This is a genomic window from Chryseobacterium sp. BGA-UO-ETr-SB22 (assembly GCF_059567885.1).
The window spans coordinates 179,869-199,946 of the sequence record NZ_JCAQOV010000001.1; the positions used below are offsets into that span (position 1 = coordinate 179,869).

Annotated in this window: 15 protein-coding genes and 1 riboswitch; of the genes, 3 read left to right on the plus strand and 12 right to left on the minus strand. The window is 37.6% G+C overall.

What is annotated here, in order from left to right; genetic code table 11:
* Positions 1 to 2 precede the first annotated feature (2 nt).
* The 4 genes from AC57AW_RS00810 to AC57AW_RS00825 form a co-directional block, all read right to left on the minus strand.
* Positions 3 to 1,313, minus strand: coding sequence for an APC family permease (locus tag AC57AW_RS00810; protein WP_496350479.1), 1,311 nt, complete (start codon positions 1,311 to 1,313; stop codon positions 3 to 5).
* Positions 1,314 to 1,320: 7 nt separating this feature from the next.
* Positions 1,321 to 3,774, minus strand: coding sequence for a TonB-dependent receptor plug domain-containing protein (locus AC57AW_RS00815; RefSeq protein ID WP_496350480.1), 2,454 nt, complete (start codon positions 3,772 to 3,774; stop codon positions 1,321 to 1,323).
* A gap of 94 nt (positions 3,775 to 3,868) precedes the next feature.
* Positions 3,869 to 3,974, minus strand: a riboswitch (SAM riboswitch).
* Between the two features lie 271 nt (positions 3,975 to 4,245).
* On the minus strand, positions 4,246 to 7,083 hold the full coding sequence (locus AC57AW_RS00820; RefSeq protein ID WP_496350481.1) for an alpha-amylase family glycosyl hydrolase: 2,838 nt from the start codon (positions 7,081 to 7,083) through the stop codon (positions 4,246 to 4,248).
* A 191-nt stretch (positions 7,084 to 7,274) separates the two neighbouring features.
* Positions 7,275 to 9,353 carry a T9SS type A sorting domain-containing protein gene (locus tag AC57AW_RS00825; protein WP_496350482.1) on the minus strand — a complete coding sequence of 693 codons (2,079 nt, stop codon included), beginning with the start codon at positions 9,351 to 9,353 and terminating at the stop codon, positions 7,275 to 7,277.
* 154 nt (positions 9,354 to 9,507) lie between these two features.
* Here AC57AW_RS00825 and AC57AW_RS00830 point away from each other — a divergent pair, with 154 nt between their 5' ends.
* Positions 9,508 to 10,380, plus strand: a complete 873-nt coding sequence (locus tag AC57AW_RS00830; RefSeq protein WP_496350483.1) for a helix-turn-helix domain-containing protein — start codon at positions 9,508 to 9,510, stop codon at positions 10,378 to 10,380.
* Between the two features lie 93 nt (positions 10,381 to 10,473).
* On the opposite strand, the gene AC57AW_RS00835 is transcribed toward AC57AW_RS00830, so the two are convergent.
* Positions 10,474 to 10,758: a hypothetical protein gene (locus tag AC57AW_RS00835; protein ID WP_172625768.1), complete on the minus strand. Its 285-nt coding sequence runs from the start codon at positions 10,756 to 10,758 to the stop codon at positions 10,474 to 10,476.
* Positions 10,759 to 10,851: 93 nt separating this feature from the next.
* Positions 10,852 to 12,459 carry a fumarate hydratase gene (locus AC57AW_RS00840; RefSeq protein ID WP_496350484.1) on the minus strand — a complete coding sequence of 536 codons (1,608 nt, stop codon included), beginning with the start codon at positions 12,457 to 12,459 and terminating at the stop codon, positions 10,852 to 10,854.
* 227 nt (positions 12,460 to 12,686) lie between these two features.
* Between AC57AW_RS00840 and fumC the strand changes: the two genes are divergently transcribed.
* Positions 12,687 to 14,081 (plus strand): class II fumarate hydratase, encoded by a 1,395-nt coding sequence (gene fumC, locus AC57AW_RS00845; RefSeq protein ID WP_496350485.1) that lies wholly within the window; start codon positions 12,687 to 12,689, stop codon positions 14,079 to 14,081.
* Between the two features lie 71 nt (positions 14,082 to 14,152).
* Here fumC and AC57AW_RS00850 read toward each other — a convergent pair whose 3' ends face one another.
* From AC57AW_RS00850 to AC57AW_RS00860, 3 genes are read right to left on the minus strand one after another with little or no spacing between them, the layout of a single operon-like run.
* Positions 14,153 to 15,193: a porin family protein gene (locus AC57AW_RS00850; protein ID WP_496350486.1), complete on the minus strand. Its 1,041-nt coding sequence runs from the start codon at positions 15,191 to 15,193 to the stop codon at positions 14,153 to 14,155.
* A 30-nt stretch (positions 15,194 to 15,223) separates the two neighbouring features.
* Positions 15,224 to 15,832: a hypothetical protein gene (locus AC57AW_RS00855; protein ID WP_496350487.1), complete on the minus strand. Its 609-nt coding sequence runs from the start codon at positions 15,830 to 15,832 to the stop codon at positions 15,224 to 15,226.
* Positions 15,819 to 16,379 carry an RNA polymerase sigma factor gene (locus AC57AW_RS00860; protein ID WP_047377276.1) on the minus strand — a complete coding sequence of 187 codons (561 nt, stop codon included), beginning with the start codon at positions 16,377 to 16,379 and terminating at the stop codon, positions 15,819 to 15,821. Before AC57AW_RS00860 ends, AC57AW_RS00855 begins: the two co-directional genes overlap by 14 nt.
* A 220-nt stretch (positions 16,380 to 16,599) precedes the next feature.
* On the opposite strand from AC57AW_RS00860, the gene AC57AW_RS00865 reads away from it, so the two are divergent.
* A complete protein-coding gene (locus tag AC57AW_RS00865) occupies positions 16,600 to 16,806 on the plus strand; it encodes a bacteriocin-like protein (protein WP_318848475.1) in 207 nt (68 codons plus the stop codon).
* Positions 16,807 to 16,864: 58 nt separating this feature from the next.
* Here AC57AW_RS00865 and AC57AW_RS00870 read toward each other — a convergent pair whose 3' ends face one another.
* Genes AC57AW_RS00870 through AC57AW_RS00880 form a run of 3 tightly spaced genes read right to left on the minus strand, consistent with a single transcriptional unit; the run spans position 16,865 to position 20,007 of the window.
* Positions 16,865 to 17,803 carry a Dyp-type peroxidase gene (locus tag AC57AW_RS00870; RefSeq protein WP_496350488.1) on the minus strand — a complete coding sequence of 313 codons (939 nt, stop codon included), beginning with the start codon at positions 17,801 to 17,803 and terminating at the stop codon, positions 16,865 to 16,867.
* 17 nt (positions 17,804 to 17,820) lie between these two features.
* Positions 17,821 to 18,537, minus strand: a complete 717-nt coding sequence (locus AC57AW_RS00875; protein WP_496350489.1) for an ABC transporter ATP-binding protein — start codon at positions 18,535 to 18,537, stop codon at positions 17,821 to 17,823.
* 3 nt (positions 18,538 to 18,540) lie between these two features.
* Complete coding sequence (locus tag AC57AW_RS00880) at positions 18,541 to 20,007, minus strand: DUF5687 family protein (RefSeq protein ID WP_496350490.1); 1,467 nt, start codon at positions 20,005 to 20,007, stop codon at positions 18,541 to 18,543.
* Between the last annotated feature and the right edge of the window lie 71 nt (positions 20,008 to 20,078).

Consider the following 20,078-nt stretch of genomic DNA (forward strand, 5'->3'; position numbering starts at 1 on the left):
CGTTAAGACTTACTCTGATGTTGTTTGGAAAGTCTCCTGTCAACCCAATATAAAATAATGCCTACTGCAATTATTCCCACTCCTATAAGGCTTTCTTTAGGGTTATGAATAAATGTAAAATAGAGAATATAAATACTGAATAATAGAAAAACAGCCGGAAAAATATGGAAAGCATTCGACTTAAAAATTTTCCTGTCTTTTTTCTTAAGGAAGAATACGGTAGAAATTGCCAGACTTGCAAAAAGCTGTAAAATAAAAGCCGTGTAGACAAAGATTTCTTTAAAACTTCCTGTGAGAATAATAACCGCTGCGATAACTGCATGGGCAAATATCGCTCTTACAGGAATGCCTTTTGTGTTGCCTGCTGATAATGGTTTCCAAATGTAGGTATGTTTTGCAAAAGCCTGCGTCAACCTTGAACCTACCCATAAATAGCCACTAATTGTTGCAATCAGCTGCAAAGCGATAAAGATATTGACAATTTTTCCAAAAGCGGGTCCCAGCATATTGACAGCAGCTTCTCCCATCACGTCTTCTTTTCCTGCCAATTGGCTCACAGGAGCATGTTTCAGCATAATATAATTCACCAAGATATAGCTTATCGTCACGAAAACAGTTCCAATAATTAAAGATTTAGGAAGGTTTTTCTGAACATCTTTTATTTCTCCTGCAATATAAGAAGCCGAGTTCCAGCCTGTATAGGAATAGGTCACAAATACCAGAGAGGTAGCAAAGGCTGGAAGCATGATCTCATTCTTCCAGCTGTCACTAAAATTCAGACTGTTCCCGAACTGTGGAGATTCTGAAAGTCCAACGCCAAGGATGACCAGGACAATTATAAAAGCTATTTTAATGAAGGTAAAAAAGTTATGAAATCTGCTGGATGTTTTTAAGCTGAATGATAATGAAATTGCCACGACAAAAATAGCGGCGATCGCAAAACCATTTCCAAAGGTATAATCAAATACGGAAAGATATTTTGACATTGCCAACGCTGCCAGTGCGACAGGAGAGGAAAACCCAATAATCAGAGAAACCCAGCTTATCAGATATCCGAACAAAGGATGATAGGTTCCTTTAAGGTAAATAAAATCGCCCCCGTTCCCTTTGAAATGGGAACCTAATTCGGCGTAGCAAAAAGCCCCGAACAAAGCGAGAATTCCTCCGATGGCCCATAACAGGAAAATACTGTAGGTATTGGTAATATCGGACAACTGAAATCCAAGCGTTGTAAAAATCCCGGTTCCTATCATATTGGAAACGACAATGGCAGCGGCTGTTTTCCAGCCAATCTGATGTGAGGTAGTACTCATTTAATGATTAAAAGTTAAAATTAAGTCTTCCGAAGAAATAATTCCCCAGTGTTCCCATCTGAACCGGTGCATATTTGAATACTCCATAGTATGAATTTTCGTAAATCTGGCGATCCGGAAAGACATCAAATACATTATTGGCTCCTACTGTAAAGTTGATACTTTTGGTGATATCATAGCCAACGCTGATGTCAGTCACTACTTTTGGTGAGAATTCCTGAACTCCTCCAAATGGATAACCATCTCTTATTACTTTACCAAAATAAGTATTTCTTACGAGAAAATTGAACTTCCCGATTCCATAATTTAATCCTAATGATGCTTTTGTTTTTGGAGATAGGGTTTCGATGATATTGATCTGATCGGGACCAAAAAACTGATTCTGGGGAGTTCCTAAGTTTTCGGGAAAATGGAAATCTGTGATTTTTGTTTCTGTATAATTTCCGGCAAGATTCATGTTTAATTTTCCATTTCCAAGAATCCAGTCATAAGAAACCACTACATCTACTCCTTTTGTTTCTGTATCAATAGCATTGGCAAAGAATCTTCCGCTTTCTACCTCATTTCCATTGCCAACAATTGCGGGATCTGATAATCTTGGATCTGTTATATTTCCTGTAATAACTATTCTGTCTTTTACTTTAATAAAATAGCCATCTATTGTAATGAATAGCCCTTTTAATGGTTTTAATGTCAATCCTGCACTTGCATTGACAGAAGTTTCCTGTTTGAGTTTGTCAAATCCAAGAATTTCAGCAGCTTTGCTATCATTACTAAAGATTCCTTTTGTGACTATCTTCTCGCCTGAAGTAGAAATATCGGCATAGGAATTATTAAAATACTGCTGTTGAAGGGAAGGCGCTCTGAATCCTGTCCCAACCGCAGCTCTTACTGCATAATTTTTTACGAACTCATATCGCACAGCAAGCTTTCCATTCAAGGTATTTCCGAAATCTGAATAATTTTCAAATCTGGCAGCGGCGTCGATATTTAATTTTTTATCTAAATCATACGAAACATCCGCATACACAGCGGTGGAATGCCTGTCTTTTTTCAAGGCATTGTTGGGAGAAAAACCGATAAAGGATTGAGAACCGCCTGCACCAAGTACTGTTGATCCTTCCGTAGCAATGTTTCCATTGATGTCATATTGGGTATAGGAAGCTTCATCACCTGCTTTGATCTGGTATTGTTCAAATCTGAACTCTCCTCCGAATGCGATATTGAAACGGTTTATATTTTTAGAAACATCAAGATTCACGGTATTCTGAAGAAAACTATGGGCTCCTGCGTAAAACCGGGTTGGTGATTTTACCCCGAGAGATGCATTGTTGGTATTGCTTACATTATAATTGAAGGTATTGCTGCCAAATGTATTGCTTAGATCGAATAACCAATCGTTGACATTATATTTTGCGCCTACAGCATAAGAAACGTCATACACCTGAGATCCTAAACTTGCTTGAAAACCGTTCGGATAGATGGATGAAACCACATTGGATGTTTCACTCGGAAGTCTTCTGAAACCAAATCCTTTTCCTTCTTTGATGCTGAAACCTCCAAAAGAATATACTTTAAAGTTATCGTTAAAAGGGTATTCTGAATTGAAAAACAACTGCCCTTGTCTGATCTGGGCATCTCCGATCTGAAAATTGAAATCATCCCGGGTTAATCCTCTTTTTTCAATTTCTGCATCATCCGCAGCTCTGGCAGCTTTCACAGCTTCAGCGTCACCAGCAAATTCATAAGCGAAATTATCTCCAAAAATATCTAAATCATGATTTTGAGTTCTTGTAGTTTTTCCTCTGTGGCTTAATTGCAGGGAAAGGTTGATATACCCGTCTTTCTTTCCTAATGATGTTCCGTAGTTGGCTCCTGCCTGATAGGTCTCACCATCATTTCGCCCAGTCAATCCGTAAGTAAGACTTGCTGAGGCTCCTGCATTTTTTTTAAGAATAATATTGATTACTCCTGCAATGGCATCAGACCCGTATTGTGCTGCGGCACCGTCTCTTAACACTTCTATTCTATCAATTGCAATGACAGGAATTGTGCTCAGATCTGTTCCCACAGAGCCATTTCCTACTGTATTCTGATAGTTGACTAAAGAAGTTGTGTGCCTTCTTTTTCCGTTAAGTAATACCAAAACCTGATCTGGTCCCATTCCTCTTAGAGTTACAGGATCAATATGTTCTGTACCATCAGAAGCAGACTGCCTTACTGCATTAAATGATGGGATCACATAGTTCAGAAGATCCTGAGCCGTCATTTGCGGAGAACTCCTCTGGATTTTGTCAATATTGATAACATCTACAGGAACGGGGGTTTCCAGTTTTGTTCTTTTGACATTACGGTTTCCAACGATGATGATATCTTCGATTTGTTTTCCTTTTTCCTCGTTTTCCTGAGCAGCAACCCAAATTACCCCAAGCAATAATACCGCTGTACTTAATTTTTTCATTTTTCTTCTTGCCAATTAATAATAACAGTCTGACGGATCTTTCCGCAGATAAACAAGACTTCAAGAAATGGAATTCATATAAGAATATTGACTTCACTTATCTCCCCCGCAGGGTTGGAATTAGCACCTTTACACTTCTCGAATCGTGCAGGTTGCTAAGGTTTCTTTGGGCCAAATCCCTCCACCTTTCTTGATAAATCTACTGCAAAAGTAGACTAATTTTTTAAATATACAAAAAAGCAGATCTGCTGTACTGCAAATCTGCCTTTTATTATTTTATAGAACTTGTGTAAACTTTTATTTTCGAAACATTAAGAGTATATTAAGGCGATAAGAGTATTAAGATAAGCTTCGCTTTAAGCTTAAACATCAGAATGATTCATCTTAACTACACTTTATTTCTTAAATCCTTCTTAATGGTTTTAATATATTCAACATTTTTATAAGTCTAAACAACTTCATAATTTGTTTTTATTTGATCATCATCTTTTGAATGGCAATTCCTGTTTCCGACTTCAGCTGAACCAAGTAGGTTCCTGCCGGATAATTGATTTTCACTTCATAGATTCCGCTTTCTTTATCCAGTTTGAATGAATCCAGTTTTTTACCGGTCATATCAAAAATCAAAATCTCTCCGTTTTTCGCTTTGTTAAAAATTAATTTTGCAGTTCCGTTTTGTATCGGATTGTCAGCAATCTGAAGCGATAATTTATTTACAGCGTTTGGATCTGTTGTTGATAATGCACCTGCATAATTTCCGAAAATCCTGAATTCTCCCGGTTGCAAAGTTATCGGAGCCGTGGTAGAAGCTACACTCGAAATACTGTCATCCATCAGATTCTGCCATTGGCCAGTGTAAGGAAAGTAAGGAACAACGTTTTTTGCAGATGTATCATAGTTGGCCAATACCACCACATTTTTTATCCCGGTTGTAATAGCCGGATCATAGAGATAAATTCTCGTAATCAATCCATTAGGATCATTAGCCAGATTATTGGATTCTATACTGTATGTTTTAGTTTTAAAAATCTGATGGGTATTTCTGATCGTGATTATTTTCGCCCATGTATCATACACGGCTTTTCTGTTTACGTTGGTATCGTAGTTTAAAGTAAATGCAACTGGTTTTTCATCGGTTCTGCACCCGTTATTAATGGTACCGTCAGCACATCTGTTGATACTGAACTCATATCCTAATTCGCCAAACTGCCAGATCATTTTCGGACCTGGAATGGTAAAGAAAGTTGCTCCGAAGGTTTTCATTCTTTCAAGAGCAGTATTCAGGTTTTTAACATCATAACTTCCGTTGACAGCTCCATAGGTAAGGTTTTTAAACATCAGTCTTTCTTCATCATGACTTTCTCCATATCCTACAGCACGCATATTGGTAAAACCATGCAGACTATGATTCATTCTGTCATAGTTGCTGTTGTCTTTATATCCCATGGTATTCTGGTTATAAGGATCTGTTTGTTTATTCCAAAGCATTACTCCTTTTCCCTCTGCTACTCTATAGTTTGCCCATTGCTGTTCTTCTGCATCCGTTCCCAGATGTTCAAAGATCATATAAGAATTCGGATCAATGGCCCATTGTCTGTCTGCATAATGCTTCATAATATCCACTCTGTCCTGCTGATAAGCATTGGTACAGGTTTCGTCATTCTCAGAACAGCTTTGGGTAAAACCTTTTGTCAAATCCCAACGGAATCCATCTATGCGGTATTCTGTCAGCCATTGTTGAAGACATCTTTCAACGTAATATTGAGTTGAAAGGCTTGTATGATTAAAATCGTTAAATACATTGTATGAATGTTTCGGAACCTGATTGAAATAGGGGTTGTTTGCTGCAACATCTCCGTAGCCGTCTCCATCAGGATCTACATTCCAAAGTCTTACCAGAGGGGAACGTCCTGTTGCATGGTTAAATGCTACATCCAGAATCACTGCAATTCCATTCTGGTGGCATAGATCCACAAATTCTTTGAATTTTTCGGGAGTTCCGTAAGCTTTGTCCAATGCATAATGGAAAGAGGTGTTGTAACCCCATGAAAGATTTCCATCAAATTCCATGATGGGAAGTAATTCTATAGCATTAATTTTTAGGTTTTTTAAATAAGAAATTTTATTGATTAATGACTGCCAGTTTTTTTCCTGAGTAAAGTCTCTCAATAATAATTCATAGACCACCAGATCTTCTTTCGCTGGTCGCTGAAAATTGGTTGTCTGCCAGTTATAGGCGGTCGGCCCTGTTTTAAATGTTGAAACCTCAAACCCTTGTCCGGCTGGAAATACTGGTAAATTCGGATAAGTTGAAGCTGAAATCCACGGATCATCATAAGACGATAAGATCTGTGATGAATAAGGATCTGCCACTTTTCTCAGGTCATTTGTTCTGTACTGGAAAGTATAGAGTTGCTGAGGAGTCAGACCAATTAACTCAATCCAATAAAGATCAGGGTTTGTGGTATCTTTTTTCATTAAATACGTATCATTCACCGTCCAGTTATTAAAACTTCCGATGACATGTACAAAACTTTTGCCTGGTGCATATATCGCAAGCCCTACCTTAGTCTGATCTGTTGGATGATAATTAATCCCCTGCTTGATCCAGTTTGGAATGGTTTCAGAAACAACATTTCTTGGAACCTGTAAAATGAATGTTGCAGCTTTAGAACTGGATCCCTGTGTGGCCACAAGTTCCATACTCGCATCCTGAGTGACGGTATAACTGTAAGAATAGGTCTGTGAAGGCGTTGTTGCTGAGTTGACAACAGCTCCATTTGCTTTTAGCTGAAACGTTGCGTTTGTATTTGTTGCTGCAGTAATATTAATGGAGCTTCCTGTTGGAACAGAAGTAAGACTATTGGCCAGCGGATTGGTGAGATTTAAGCTTAAAGTACCTACATTGACAAAAATATCCGGGGAGGTTTGATGGGATCCTGCTTTATCTTTTAATAAAAAACCAAATCTTCCGATTCCTGTTCTTCCATAAAAAGAAGTTGGTGTAAAAGTAAGTGAATAACTATCTGTAGCAGCATTATAATTTAATTTATTCAGATCATTGGAGTTATTCCAACTTCCATTGGTAGGGCAATCCTGGCTGTTCTGATAATTGGTATCAAAAGACCACGTCCAGATATAAATGGCATTATTGGAAACACCCCATGCAGACTCATCAATCTGATCTCCAGGAACAGTAAGCGTAACGGCATCTGTTTCGTTGAATGGATTTGGACTGATGGTATAATTGATCTGTCCAAAAACAGCCATTGTAATCAACAGAAAAACAACGGAATAAAACTTTTTCATTTCTTATTTTTATCGAATATAGTATAAATTTTTCTTCGTAACGATTATTCCTCCTCAGTCTTCATCAAATATTTCAATTTCCTGGGAAAAAATAAAATTAAAAAAGGCTCATGAAATTTTCATGAGCCTCTCGATAAAAGTAATTGTAATGAACTATTTTTTGGACGAAAATCTTTCTTATTGCAATTCGATTAGTTTTTTATAATCTTTTTAGAAACGGATTGTCCGTTCTTTAATTTTAATTCGACGATATATAATCCTGAAGGAAGTTCAGTCATATTGATCTGATTATCCGAGAACTGCACATTCATTTTTTGTCCTACTGCATTGACAACGTTTACTTTGTCAATCGCGGAATCTGATTTAACAGTAAGAAATCCTTTTGTAGGATTAGGATACATTCCTGTTACCGCATTATTCAACCTGATATCTGAAGTGCCTAAAGAAGATGAAGGCTTAATACATCTTACTGAAGACCCCTGCCCTCTCATAGATCCAGCAGATGGATTGGCAATAGTAGATCCGATATACAGATATTTCGCTCCTAAACTTGAGGTATCTGAACTCCAGAAATATCCTCTTTGGCCTACGAAAGTAAAGTTACCATCACTGGAGTTTCTGTATCCTCCTGCCGGTAATTTAAGATTACTGCTGTAAGCTGTTGTCGGGTTACCGATACCTTCAGCACCTATTAAGATAGTCCAATCTCCCTGGGAAGGCATTTTCCACTCGGCTCCAATAGCTTTACAAGGATCTACCCCAGTAGATGCATTAGCCTGCGAAGCCGTTATTCCATTCCATGTATCTGAACTTGCAAAACCTGCCCACCATGCCGGAGATCCTACAATATATGCACCTCCTGCAGCAGCAATTCCTTCCGGCGTATTAAGTGAAGGCGCTTGTGCTGTCTGTGAATTTCTAAGCTGGTGTCCGTCATCCCATCTTCCCCATTGGAAAAGATCACCATATGAATTCACATCTGCTATTGATGATGCAACCTGTGTACTTCCAAGATTCTGCTGAAGCCATATTTTTCCGTCAGCACCTCTTACCGTGGAATAAGCCACCTGCTGACCACGATACATAAAACTTACACAACCTACATCTCCTGCATTGGTTCCGGGGTCTGTATTGCTGCATGTCTGAGGATTTAATGTCAGAGAAATTCTTTTAACTTTCGTGGTATCATCAGAATAAGTCAGCACAAGATAGTTGTGCACTTTATCTATAGCAAGGTCATTATATTTTGCTTCACCATCAGAGACAAAGTCACCTCCAAAAGCAACCCAGTTTTGTGAATCGTCTAATTTATAAACTGTATTTCTCAGAAAATTATCATTTTCAAAACGGCTGGCAACGACATATGGTTTTCCGGATTCCGTCACTGCTAAAGCAACATGTTGAACTTTTCCGTCTGAAAAATTAGCATTTCCAACCTGTACCCAAGAGTTTCCGTCAAACTTTTTAACATTCACTTTTTTACCGCCACCTGAATTTGAAACATAGGCTACATAAATTGTATTAGAGCCATCCAATGCGATATCAGCATTGTATTGTTCTCCTGAAGAAGAAGCATCTGCTGCTGCACCTCCTACCAGAGTCCAGTTTTGTAAAGGACCTGCACCTGTACTGTTCTGATATACTTTTAACCCTCCGGAAACATTACATGTATACACCATATCATTGGTTCCGATAACCATTTCCGCAAATTCTGCACCTCCTGAAAATCCCGCATTTCCTACCTGTTCCCATGCACCTGCTGAATATCTTTTTACAGTTCCAGAACCATAAGACCCATACGTAAAGAGAATATTATCAGAGGATACCGCAGAAGCCTGATAATTAACAGTAGCATCTGTAACATTGGGAAGCTGGGACCACAAAGATCCGGTAAACAGACGGACTTCCATCCCTGACTCCGGATAACCAAGCTGATTGGTATAATAAAGACTGTTTCCATTAGGACTTATAGACAGTGAATTGTAAGTTGCGGTTCCTGTTGTAACTCCAGCACTTCCTCCTAAATATGACCATGAATTTCCGTTAAATTTCTGAACAGAGCCTCTGGTTACGGAAACATCATAATATGACAAATAATAATTTCCTGAGTTGTCAATAACTAAATTATTAAAACTGCTTCCCCCTGCTGATACATCCTGAATGCCTCCAACATTTTCCCATTGCTGTGCAGACAGGCAGCTTCCGGCAATAGTCAGTAACGCTAATCCCGTTCTGATTTTCTGTATTGCAAAATGTAAATCTCTAAACATATAAAATATTATTTTTAATTATTCTAAATTTAATTTAATTTTGCGCAAAAGTACCTTTCCTGTTTAACCCCGAGTTATCATTTCCGAACTTTTGGTTATCCTATGATGGTCTTTTACCTTAAGTAGTTGTACCATGGCCGTAAAAATGTGTTGTATGAGGAAACCATCTAAAAGTGGACTTTTGTTCAGATCCGAAGACATCAAAATCATCATGCAGGAAGATCTGTGCCCTGATCAAACCTTCAAGTCTCATATGCTGGAAGGGAAATCCAGCTTTAATCTTCTTTTTCTGTTAAGTGATGAAATCAATTTGGAAGCTCATGACTGCGGAACCAAATTTTTATTTAGGAAAAATCAATATATTCTCCATTATTCGCCTAAAGAAAGTGTTGCCGAGCTATGGACGGAAAACCAGGAAATTCTGAAATATCTTCAGATTCAGATCAATTATCAATATGTTTTCAACCTCATCAACCCGGATCTCAACCGCGAGAATGCAGAAATCCTGGAAAACATGACTCATAATAATTTCATATTCCTTCATAAAGAAACACCGCCGGATATGACTGTTGAAATGCATATGATTGTAAAGGAAATTCTGGGTTATACCAAGAAAGGAATCATGCAGAAGCTATTTATAGAGGCTAAAATTATCAAGCTTCTAATTTTGATTTTTGAGCAGTTCAATGAGAAAAACATTTTGGAATCTACTCCAAAGACTTCTGAAATGATCAGAAAATTCATTGATGAAAATTACCACAGAAATATAAAAGCGGAAGAAATTGGAAAGTATATCGGCATGAATCAGAATATGGTCAGAAAGGAATTCAAGGCACAGTATCATACAACAATTGCTCATTATATATCGGAACTCAGAATGCTGAAGGCAAAAAAACTGATCACTGACAAGGAGATTATGATCAAGGAAATTGCTATTGAATGCGGTTATGAATATCTCCAGAACTTTACACGGGCTTTTAAAAAGAAATTTGGGGTGTCACCGGAAAGCCTCAGGAATAATAAATAGAAAAACCGCCTAACGAATTAAGCGGTTTTATATATGTTGTTTTGCTTTGATATTACTTTTTCAGAATTCAGGTGAAAAAGCAATGACAATCAATTAATGATGATGTCCGTGATCGTGAAGGAAAGGTCCGTTTCCTTTAGGCTCGCTATAGATAACTTCTACACCTTCCTGCTCAGAAACAAGTTTTCTTCTGATATCTTCAGGATCGAAAGGTTTTACTTTTCCGAAATACTCTTTCAAACCTTCAGTTAGCCACATTGGGATTACTAATCCGAAGAACATAAAAATACACCAGAACCCCACTAAGAACATAGTGATGAAGAAAATAGTCCAAAGGAACTGGTAGAATGGCCAAAATGCTGATAATATCGTTATCATTCTCTTTAAGATTTTAGGCAAAAATAAAGCTTTTTTCTTTTTTACACAAAAGATCAGTGCTCTATTTTGTTATTTATTTTAATTTTAAACTAATTAGTGAGCAAGATTTGCGAAGAAATCGTTGCCTTTATCATCGGAAATGATGAATGCAGGGAAGTCTTTTACTTCGATTTTTCTTACTGCTTCCATTCCTAATTCCGGGAAGTCTACTATATCTACAGACACAATATTGTCTTTGGCAAGAATAGCAGCCGGCCCTCCGATAGATCCAAGGTAGAAACCTCCGTATTTTCCGCAAGCATTGGTAACATCTTTACTTCTGTTTCCTTTTGCCAGCATGATCATGCTTCCACCGTGGCTTTGGAACTCATCCACATAAACGTCCATTCTACCTGCAGTAGTAGGTCCGAAACTTCCTGAAGCCATTCCTTCCGGAGTTTTTGCAGGTCCTGCATAATAGATTGGGTGATTTTTGAAATATTCCGGCATTGGTTTTCCGCTGTCAATGATTTCTTTGATTTTTGCGTGGGCGATATCTCTTGCTACGATTAATGTTCCGTTCAGTTTCAATCTTGTTTTGATCGGATATTTTGACAGCTCAGCAAGAATTTCCGGCATTGGTTTATTCAGGTTAATCTCAACTGCTTCTTCCAGGTGTGGAGGGGTATCAGGTAAGAATCTTTTTGGATCCTGCTCCAACTGCTCAAGGAAGATCCCTTCTTTTGTGATTTTCCCTTTGATATTTCTGTCTGCTGAACAAGAAACCCCCATTCCTACAGGACAAGATGCCGCGTGTCTTGGAAGTCTGATCACTCTTACATCATGCGTAAGGTATTTTCCTCCAAACTGAGCTCCGATGGCACTTTCCTGACAGATTTTCTGAACTTTCGCTTCCCATTCAAGATCTCTGAATGCTTGTCCGGCCTCATTTCCTTCTGTCGGAAGATTATCATAATATTTTGCTGAAGCTTTTTTTACTGTGGCAAGGTTCGCTTCTGCTGAAGTTCCTCCAATTACCAATGCTAAGTGGTAAGGCGGGCATGCAGCTGTTCCAAGGTCTGAAATCCTTTCTTTAACGAATGCTTCAAGAGATTTTTCGTTCAATAAAGATTTCGTTTTTTGATATAAGAATGTTTTATTGGCTGAACCTCCTCCTTTTGTTAAGAATAAAAATTCATAGTAATCTCCTTTTTTAGCATAGATATCAATCTGTGCAGGAAGGTTAGACCCTGAATTTTTCTCATCAAACATCGTTAAAGGAACTACCTGAGAATATCTTAAGTTTCTTTTTTGGTAAGTATTGAAAATTCCTTGGCTCAGGTATTCTCCGTCATCTACTCCCGTGTACACATTTTCTCCTTTCTTCCCCATTACGATAGCTGTTCCTGTATCCTGGCAAGAAGGAAGAGCTCCCTCAACGGCTACTGCAGCATTTTGTAAAAGGTTGTAAGCAACGAATCTGTCGTTATCTGTAGCTTCAGGATCATCAATGATTTTTCTAAGGCTTTCCAGGTGTGAAGAACGAAGCATGAAAGAAACATCTGCCATAGCTTCTTCAGCTAATAACTCCAGTCCTTTTGGATCAATCGTTAAAATTTCTCTGTCACCCAGTTTTTCAACCTTTACATAATCTGATGTAAGCTTCTTATACACCGTATCATCTTTCTGAATTGGATACGGATCCTGATATCTAAAGTCCATTCAATTTTTGTTTGTGCAAAAATACGGCTCATTAAAAAAAATATGAGTAAAATCAGTGATTTAAATTGATATTTATAATGATTATAAATTGCGGGTTTCTGAGTTTATAAGTACCTTTATAGGAGATAAATAAACGAAGCCAAAACATTATTTTTTTCATTAAACATGAATAATATCAACAATATGTATGGCTTTAGAATAAACAGATCATACAAATTTCAATCACAATGAATTACAGAATAGAAAAAGACACCATGGGAGAAGTGCAGGTACCTGCAGATAAGCTTTGGGGTGCACAAACGGAACGTTCCAGAAACAATTTTAAAATAGGACCTGAAGGTTCAATGCCGCATGAAATCATTGAAGCGTTTGCTTATCTGAAAAAGGCAGCCGCTTATACCAATACTGATCTGGGAGTACTTCCTGCTGAAAAAAGAGATATGATCGCCAAGGTATGTGATGAAATTCTGGAAGGAAAATTGAATGATCAGTTTCCTTTGGTGATCTGGCAGACGGGTTCCGGAACACAGTCGAATATGAATATCAATGAAGTAGTTTCCAACAGAGCTCATGTGAATAATGGCGGAACATTGGGTGAAAAATCAGAGATCCACCCGAATGACGATGTTAACAAGTCCCAATCTTCCAATGATACGTATCCTACTGCCATGCACATTGCGGCTTACACAAAAGTAGTGGAAGTAACGATTCCGGCAGTGGAAAAATTAAAGAATACGCTGGCTGAAAAGTCAAAGGCGTTCAAAGATGTTGTAAAGATCGGAAGAACCCACCTGATGGATGCTACACCGCTTACTCTGGGACAGGAGTTTTCCGGATATGTAGCACAGCTGGAATTCGGATTGAGAGCTTTAAGAAATACATTACCTCATCTTTCTGAGCTTGCTTTAGGCGGAACAGCTGTAGGAACAGGTTTGAATACTCCTAATGGTTATGATGTAAAGGTTGCTGAATATATTGCCCAATTTACGAAACATCCTTTCATTACTGCTGAAAATAAATTTGAAGCGCTTGCAGCTCATGATGCTATTGTTGAAAGCCATGGTGCCTTGAAACAGCTTGCGGTTTCTTTATATAAGATTGCTCAGGATGTGAGACTTTTAGCTTCGGGACCTCGTTCTGGGATCGGGGAAATTCATATTCCTGAAAATGAACCGGGTTCTTCAATTATGCCTGGAAAAGTAAATCCTACTCAAAATGAAGCTCTAACAATGGTTTGCGCTCAGGTTTTAGGAAATGATACAACGATTTCATTTGCCGGAACTCAGGGGAATTATGAACTGAATGTTTTTAAACCGGTAATGGCTTACAATTTCCTTCAGTCTGCACAATTGATCGCTGATGCATGTATTTCTTTTAATGACCACTGTGCTGTAGGTATTGAACCGAATCATGAAAGAATTAAAGAGCTTGTAGACAAATCGTTAATGCTCGTTACCGCTTTGAATCCTCACATAGGATATGAAAATGCAGCCAAAATTGCTAAAACAGCCCATAAAAATGGAACAACGCTAAAAGAGGAAGCAATTAATCTTGGTTTACTAACAGCTGAACAGTTTGACGAATGGGTAAAACCTGAAGATATGGTAGGAAGCTTAAAATAAAACGTTCTATCTCATCTATAACAAAACTCCGGGAGCTTTCCCGGAGTTTTTAGTTTACTGTCAATATTTATTTAATCTAATCCAATGGTTAAACCGAATATCAAGGCTTTATCATTTTTAAAATAACTGTCTTTAAAGAAATTGCTGAAATCTTTTTTAACAAATACACTGACGCTGTTATATGAGAAAGTAAGCTGAGCCCCATACACAAAAGGATTTACCTGATAATTTCCGCGGTCTCTGGTTTCACCATCACTCCCTTTTACAATATTGTTGGTAGACATTTTTACTCCTCCATATACATTGGCTCCTACTTTGAATCCTCTGTAATAGCTTCTGTACTGGATATCCATTCCTGCATTTTTAAGTTTGGAGAAATTATACTGCATCCCAAGGGGAACGACAATATATCCTGTTCTCAGTTTACTTTTATCAAGATTTCCATTAGCCTGCGCTAAAGCAACTCCCTGATCGGCACTTCTTGTAAAAAGCATATTGTTATCTGCTCTCACTGTTCTCCAGGAGAATCCTAATCCTGAAATAACAGCCCACGGGCTTGTTCTGCTAAGCTGATAATTCAGTTTCAGACCAAATTCCAGGTTATTGGCATATCCGATATTTTTATCCAGCTCATTATCAGGAGAACTGTTTGTCATAGTCATGATTCCGTAAGAGAAATATCCTGTAAAGCTTCTGCTGGGACGAAACTTTTTCAACAGTTTTTCTTTAAGTTCTTCTTTGGAAGTAACATCTGTATTCAAAAGGGAATATCTTACCTGCTTCTGAATAACATCATCCAGATCAAAGCCAAGTTCTTCAATTCTTTTATCCATTTTCTCAGAATAACGGTCTGCAATCTGAGCTTTTTCTCTGTCAAAGTCTGCCTTATCAAGGTTTCTGGCCTGCAAAACGACAAGCTCATCTTCCATCAGCTTTTTTTCTTCCTGAATGATTGTGTTGATTTTAGTAGCATATTCTTCCACTTTTTCCTTTACAATCGGGCTTACTTCATTCTCTTTTTTAGAAGGTAAATTGATATTCAGGGTTCTTTGTGCATGGAATGATGCTGAAAATGAGCATAACAATCCCATTACGATTAATTTCTTGATCATAGTATTAATTTTTAATTTTTTACGGGTAAATTATCTGGCATTCAAATCAATAGTAGTAGCCACGTTGCTTCCATCTTTTGTTTTTTCAATCACATCTTTATGTTCCACTGAAAAAAGGAGTGTGGAGGGGTCAACATATTTTTTCTTTTTAACCAGAGTTTTTAAAGAATCGGCTTTTGCCAGAAGTTTAGGATTGGAAATCTGAGGAATCTCAAGTTTCTTTACACCGATTTCTCTGGGAATAAGTTTATTTTGACCTATTGCTACTGCAGAAATCACTTCTTCTTTTTCCTGGGAAGGCATTTTCTTTACTTCCTTCTTATCGTTATTCTGAACAGCCAGAGGTGAATTATGCTCAGAAGGATTTTTTATGATTTCACCTGCCTTATCCTTTTCTGTTTTCTTTACTATTTCAGGTTGAATTTCTGCGGGTTGATTAAGAAAAAACAGAACAGTTCCTAAACTCAATGTCAAAACCAAACAGGCAGCCACTAAAACCCAGTTCATTTGTAATTTGGGATGACTATTACTGCTGTTTTGAGCTTCAATTTCAGACCACAGATCACGGGATGGAGCTATCTCTCTTTCTTCGATCTGTTTTTTTATCTGAAAGTCAATATTATCTTTAGACGTTTTCATTTTTCACTTTTTTTTGTTGTTGAAAGTAGATCTTTCTTAATTTTTCTTTTGCCCTGAACAGTTGTGTTTTGCTGACAGCCATTGAAATCTGCAAAGTATCAGCAATTTCCTGATGAGAATATCCTTCCAGCACATAGAGGTTAAAAACCATCCTGTAGGCATCGGGAAGCTGATCCAAAAGGTCCTGCGCATTAAAATCACAATCAATCTCCGGTTCGTGGATATCTTCATGAAAAGATTGGTTGATCTCATCCAGATAGAATACCGTTTTGTGACTTTTGATAAAATTCAGGCATTCATTCACAACAATTCTTCTTGCCCAGCTATCCAGGTTCGACTCTCCTCTGAAGCTTTCTATGTGTTTAAAAATTTTACAGAATGCTTTAATGAGACAATCTTCCGCCTGATACAAATCGCTCACATAGCTTTTGCTTACGCTCAGGAATCTCTTTACATTCTGTTCATAGAAAATCTTCTGTGCAGCCGGATCCTGTTTTTTCAGGAGGCTCAACAAATCATTCTTTTTATTTCCGAACAAAAGTTTCATGCTTATGCTGTTTCTATACTAAAGACAATCAAAACAAAAAAAGGTTACATTTTTTTGAAAAATATTTTTCTAATTAATATAATGAGTTGATTTTTTTTACTCAGAGTTACAAATTCTACCTCTTTCTTTATTTCAAATAATAAGAGAATTCACTTAATTACCTATTTTTCGTGTTTGGTTTTTACCTATATTGGGATAAAACTAATTTAAAACGAAAACCATGAAACATCTTAAAAAATTAAGAAGAGAGAACTTAAAAACAATAAAGGGAGGTGATACACCACTTTGTAATATGTATCTGGTGCAATACAACGGATTTTATGCGTGCTGCAGCGTACCTACAACCAATCCCTGTGAATTGAAAAAAAGAGAGTGCCTGGTGGAAAACGGCATGTGTGATTCATACAATCTGGGGAATCCGACATAGCTCCTCTAAAAAATAACTGATAAAAAAGCTGTCTCAGAGTGAGGCAGCCTTTTCTATTTTATCCGGAGAATTCATCAAGCATATTTCTGGTGGGAACAAAGAAAAGCGTTCCTGTAACGGCTGTGCTGAAATCTAAAATTCTATCATAATTTCCTGGAGGATCACCTATAAACATATTCGTCAACATTTTTTTTGTCGTCGTGAATGTACTTGCATAAGCAATAAAATAGGTTCCAAACTCATTCTTAGAAGGACTTCCGAAAGGCATATTGTCTCTGACAATTTTCAATTCTTCTCCATTTTTACCTTCAACATTGGCTAAAGCAATATGTGAGTTGGAAGGTTTTACATCATCAGACATTTCAATATCATTTTCTTTTGATCTTCCGATCACCTTTTCCTGATCTTCTGTAGAAAGCCCTTTCCAGGCATCCATGTTGTGAAGGTATTTCTGAACAAAAAGGTAGCTTCCTCCTTTGTACTGAAGGTCTTCATCACCGATTTTTGCAAAGTAATCACGATTTTCACCATGAGGATTTTCAGTTCCGTCTACAAAGCCAAGAATGGAACGTGCATCCCAATATTTAAATCCATGAATTTCCAGAATACTTTCGGCTACTGAACTCAATAGCTTAGAAATTTCAACGGCCATATCAAAAATCAGGCTGTTGTTATCTGCTCTTAAGTGAAAATGAAGATCTCCGGGAGTAGAAACAGCGGTATGCTTTGCTCCTTTTATTTCTTCAAAATTGATTAGCTCCTTTGGCAGTGGGGTCGGAAGTTCCAGTTTTCTCCATGCTTCAGCACCTATTCCCATTACACAGCTTGCTCTGCTGTCTGGAAAACGATTGAAAACTGAGTTATTAAGATTCAATACCAAAGCACACAATTCCTGAAAAACGTCTTTCAACTGTGCACTGTCGTTAAGTTTCCAGACCATGAAAATGGTATTGCTGTTTGGATAATCGGTTACATTTTGTGAGTCTATCGTATTCATCCCTCTTTTTTGTGGTATTAAATATCCGAAACAGAAACCTGATCTGCAAAATATTGTTCCAAATCTTTCAATGTTTCCGGATTGGTCTTAATATCCTTCACCATAAGCCCCTTATTCACCACCACAATTCTGTTGCAGACTTCCGTTGTATGGGAAAGATCATGGCTGGAAATCAGAAAAGTAACTCCATCCTGTTTTGATAATTCCTTGATCAGGTTTTTCAGCTTGATCTGGGTGGACGGATCGAGGTTGGCAAAAGGTTCATCCAGGATGATAATCTCAGGATTTCCAATAATTGCTCCTACGATACCTACTTTCTTCTGATTACCCTTTGACAGGTCCCGGACATACTTCCCGGACTTCAGGATTTCACCATTGAAAAAGTCATGAAAAGGCTTCAGGAGTTCATCTACTGATGCTTTGTTCTGACCTCTCAACTCTCCAAGGAAGTAAAAGTATTCTTCAGGAGTAAGATAGCCGATAAGGAAAGTATCGTCTACGAAGGCTGAAACTTTATTTTTCCATGCTTCAGATTCATTGACTTTAATACCATCAATGCTTACAGATCCTGTAGTAGCCTGAATCAAGTCCAGCATCAGGCTGAAAAGGGTAGTTTTTCCGGCACCGTTGTTTCCCACAAGACCAAATGTTTCTCCGTTTGGTATTTCAAGCTGTTCGATGTTAAGAACAGTTGCTGTTCCGTATGTTTTAGATAAATTTTGTATGTTGATCATGGCTTAACCTATATTTTTAAATGCATCCAGTGTGCTGTATTTTTCTTTTTTATAAAGTTTTACAATGATATCGAAGATCTTTTCTCTCAGGAAAAATCCGATAATCCCGATAATAGCAATGCTTATCACTCCTCCGGTAATACCCCATAAATACTTTGTTAAGGCAAATACTCCCATTGGAAGAAGCATTTTCGGAATCAGCAAAAGCATAGCTACCATATTGAAGCTCCCTTTCTGTCCCAATCTTTTTTCTTTTGAATTAAGATCAATCTGAGTTTTATTGAAGGCTCCAGACCACAAGGTAAATTGAGAATTCACGCCAATATTATATAATCCTGCTGCAAAAAATGTAACGTAGACTTCCCAGCCGAAATAGGCGTAGCAAAGGGCTATAATGATAGAAACTCCTGTCACAATATTCATCAGCCACCATTTCGCCTTTAAATATTCTTTATAGGGAACATTCAGGGTCATCATCAATGGATAATAAGAACTGTCAAAAGCAGGTACTCTCTGCCCAAACAGAAACTGAAAACCTCCTGTTACAAAGAGTCCCATCACCATCATCATTGCAGGTGTTTTGTACATTGAAGAAGTGAACATCAGCAATCCGTAGAACAGAAACATGAAGCTGCCCAGCAAAATTCCCTTGGGTACTTTATTGCGTCTCAGCATTTTAATATCGTTATTGATAAATGTTCCAATAACTCCATATTTATTCAGGAAAGCAATATTCTCTGTTTTCCCTACTGTTTTCTTGGCTTCAAGACCTTGATCCAAATAAAATTCATTACGAAGGTAACGGAAACATATCCACCACAGCATTACGAACAAAGCAACAGGTATCAGGGCAAAGTAAGGTTTCTCATAGAAGCTGAAGAAAACAGCTTCAGAATAAGAAAGAACCGGAATTATTTTATAATACCCCAGCATTCCTATGCCTAAAAAGCATACTCCTATGATCACGGCCAAGGTTTCTTTACCGTTGAAGAAAATGTTGATAAAATTATTCAGATAGAGCAATGAGATCACTCCTATAAGCCATACCAAAATTCCTAAGATACTATATCCGTTGAACAAAGCAATCAATGAAAATGTGATAAAGAATAACGAACTCAGCCAGCTGAAAGCTGAAAGAAAGGTTTTCGCCAGCATATAATTGACCAGGGTATTCTTTCTGATGTTCATAGTAAGGAAGGGCTTAATATTCTGGGTAGGTATTTCCTGCCAGAGGTATTTCAGAACAAGATCAACAATCCAGGCAACAATCATGAATTTTGAAACGACCTTCAAAGGATTCTGATGCATTTCCTCCTGCACATAGAAAAAAGCAATAAAAGCCCCACCTACAAGGCATCCCACGAAATAAAGTATTCCAATAAAACGGAGGATTTTCATGGTCAGATTGATCCCTAAAGATGTACCGCGAAAAAAGCTTTTGATTTCAAGCCTAAGGAACTTTAGAAACATATGTTAGTTTTTTACATTAGTAAATATAATGTAAAATATGTTACAAGTTTTTTAAAGAAAAATAGATTTTT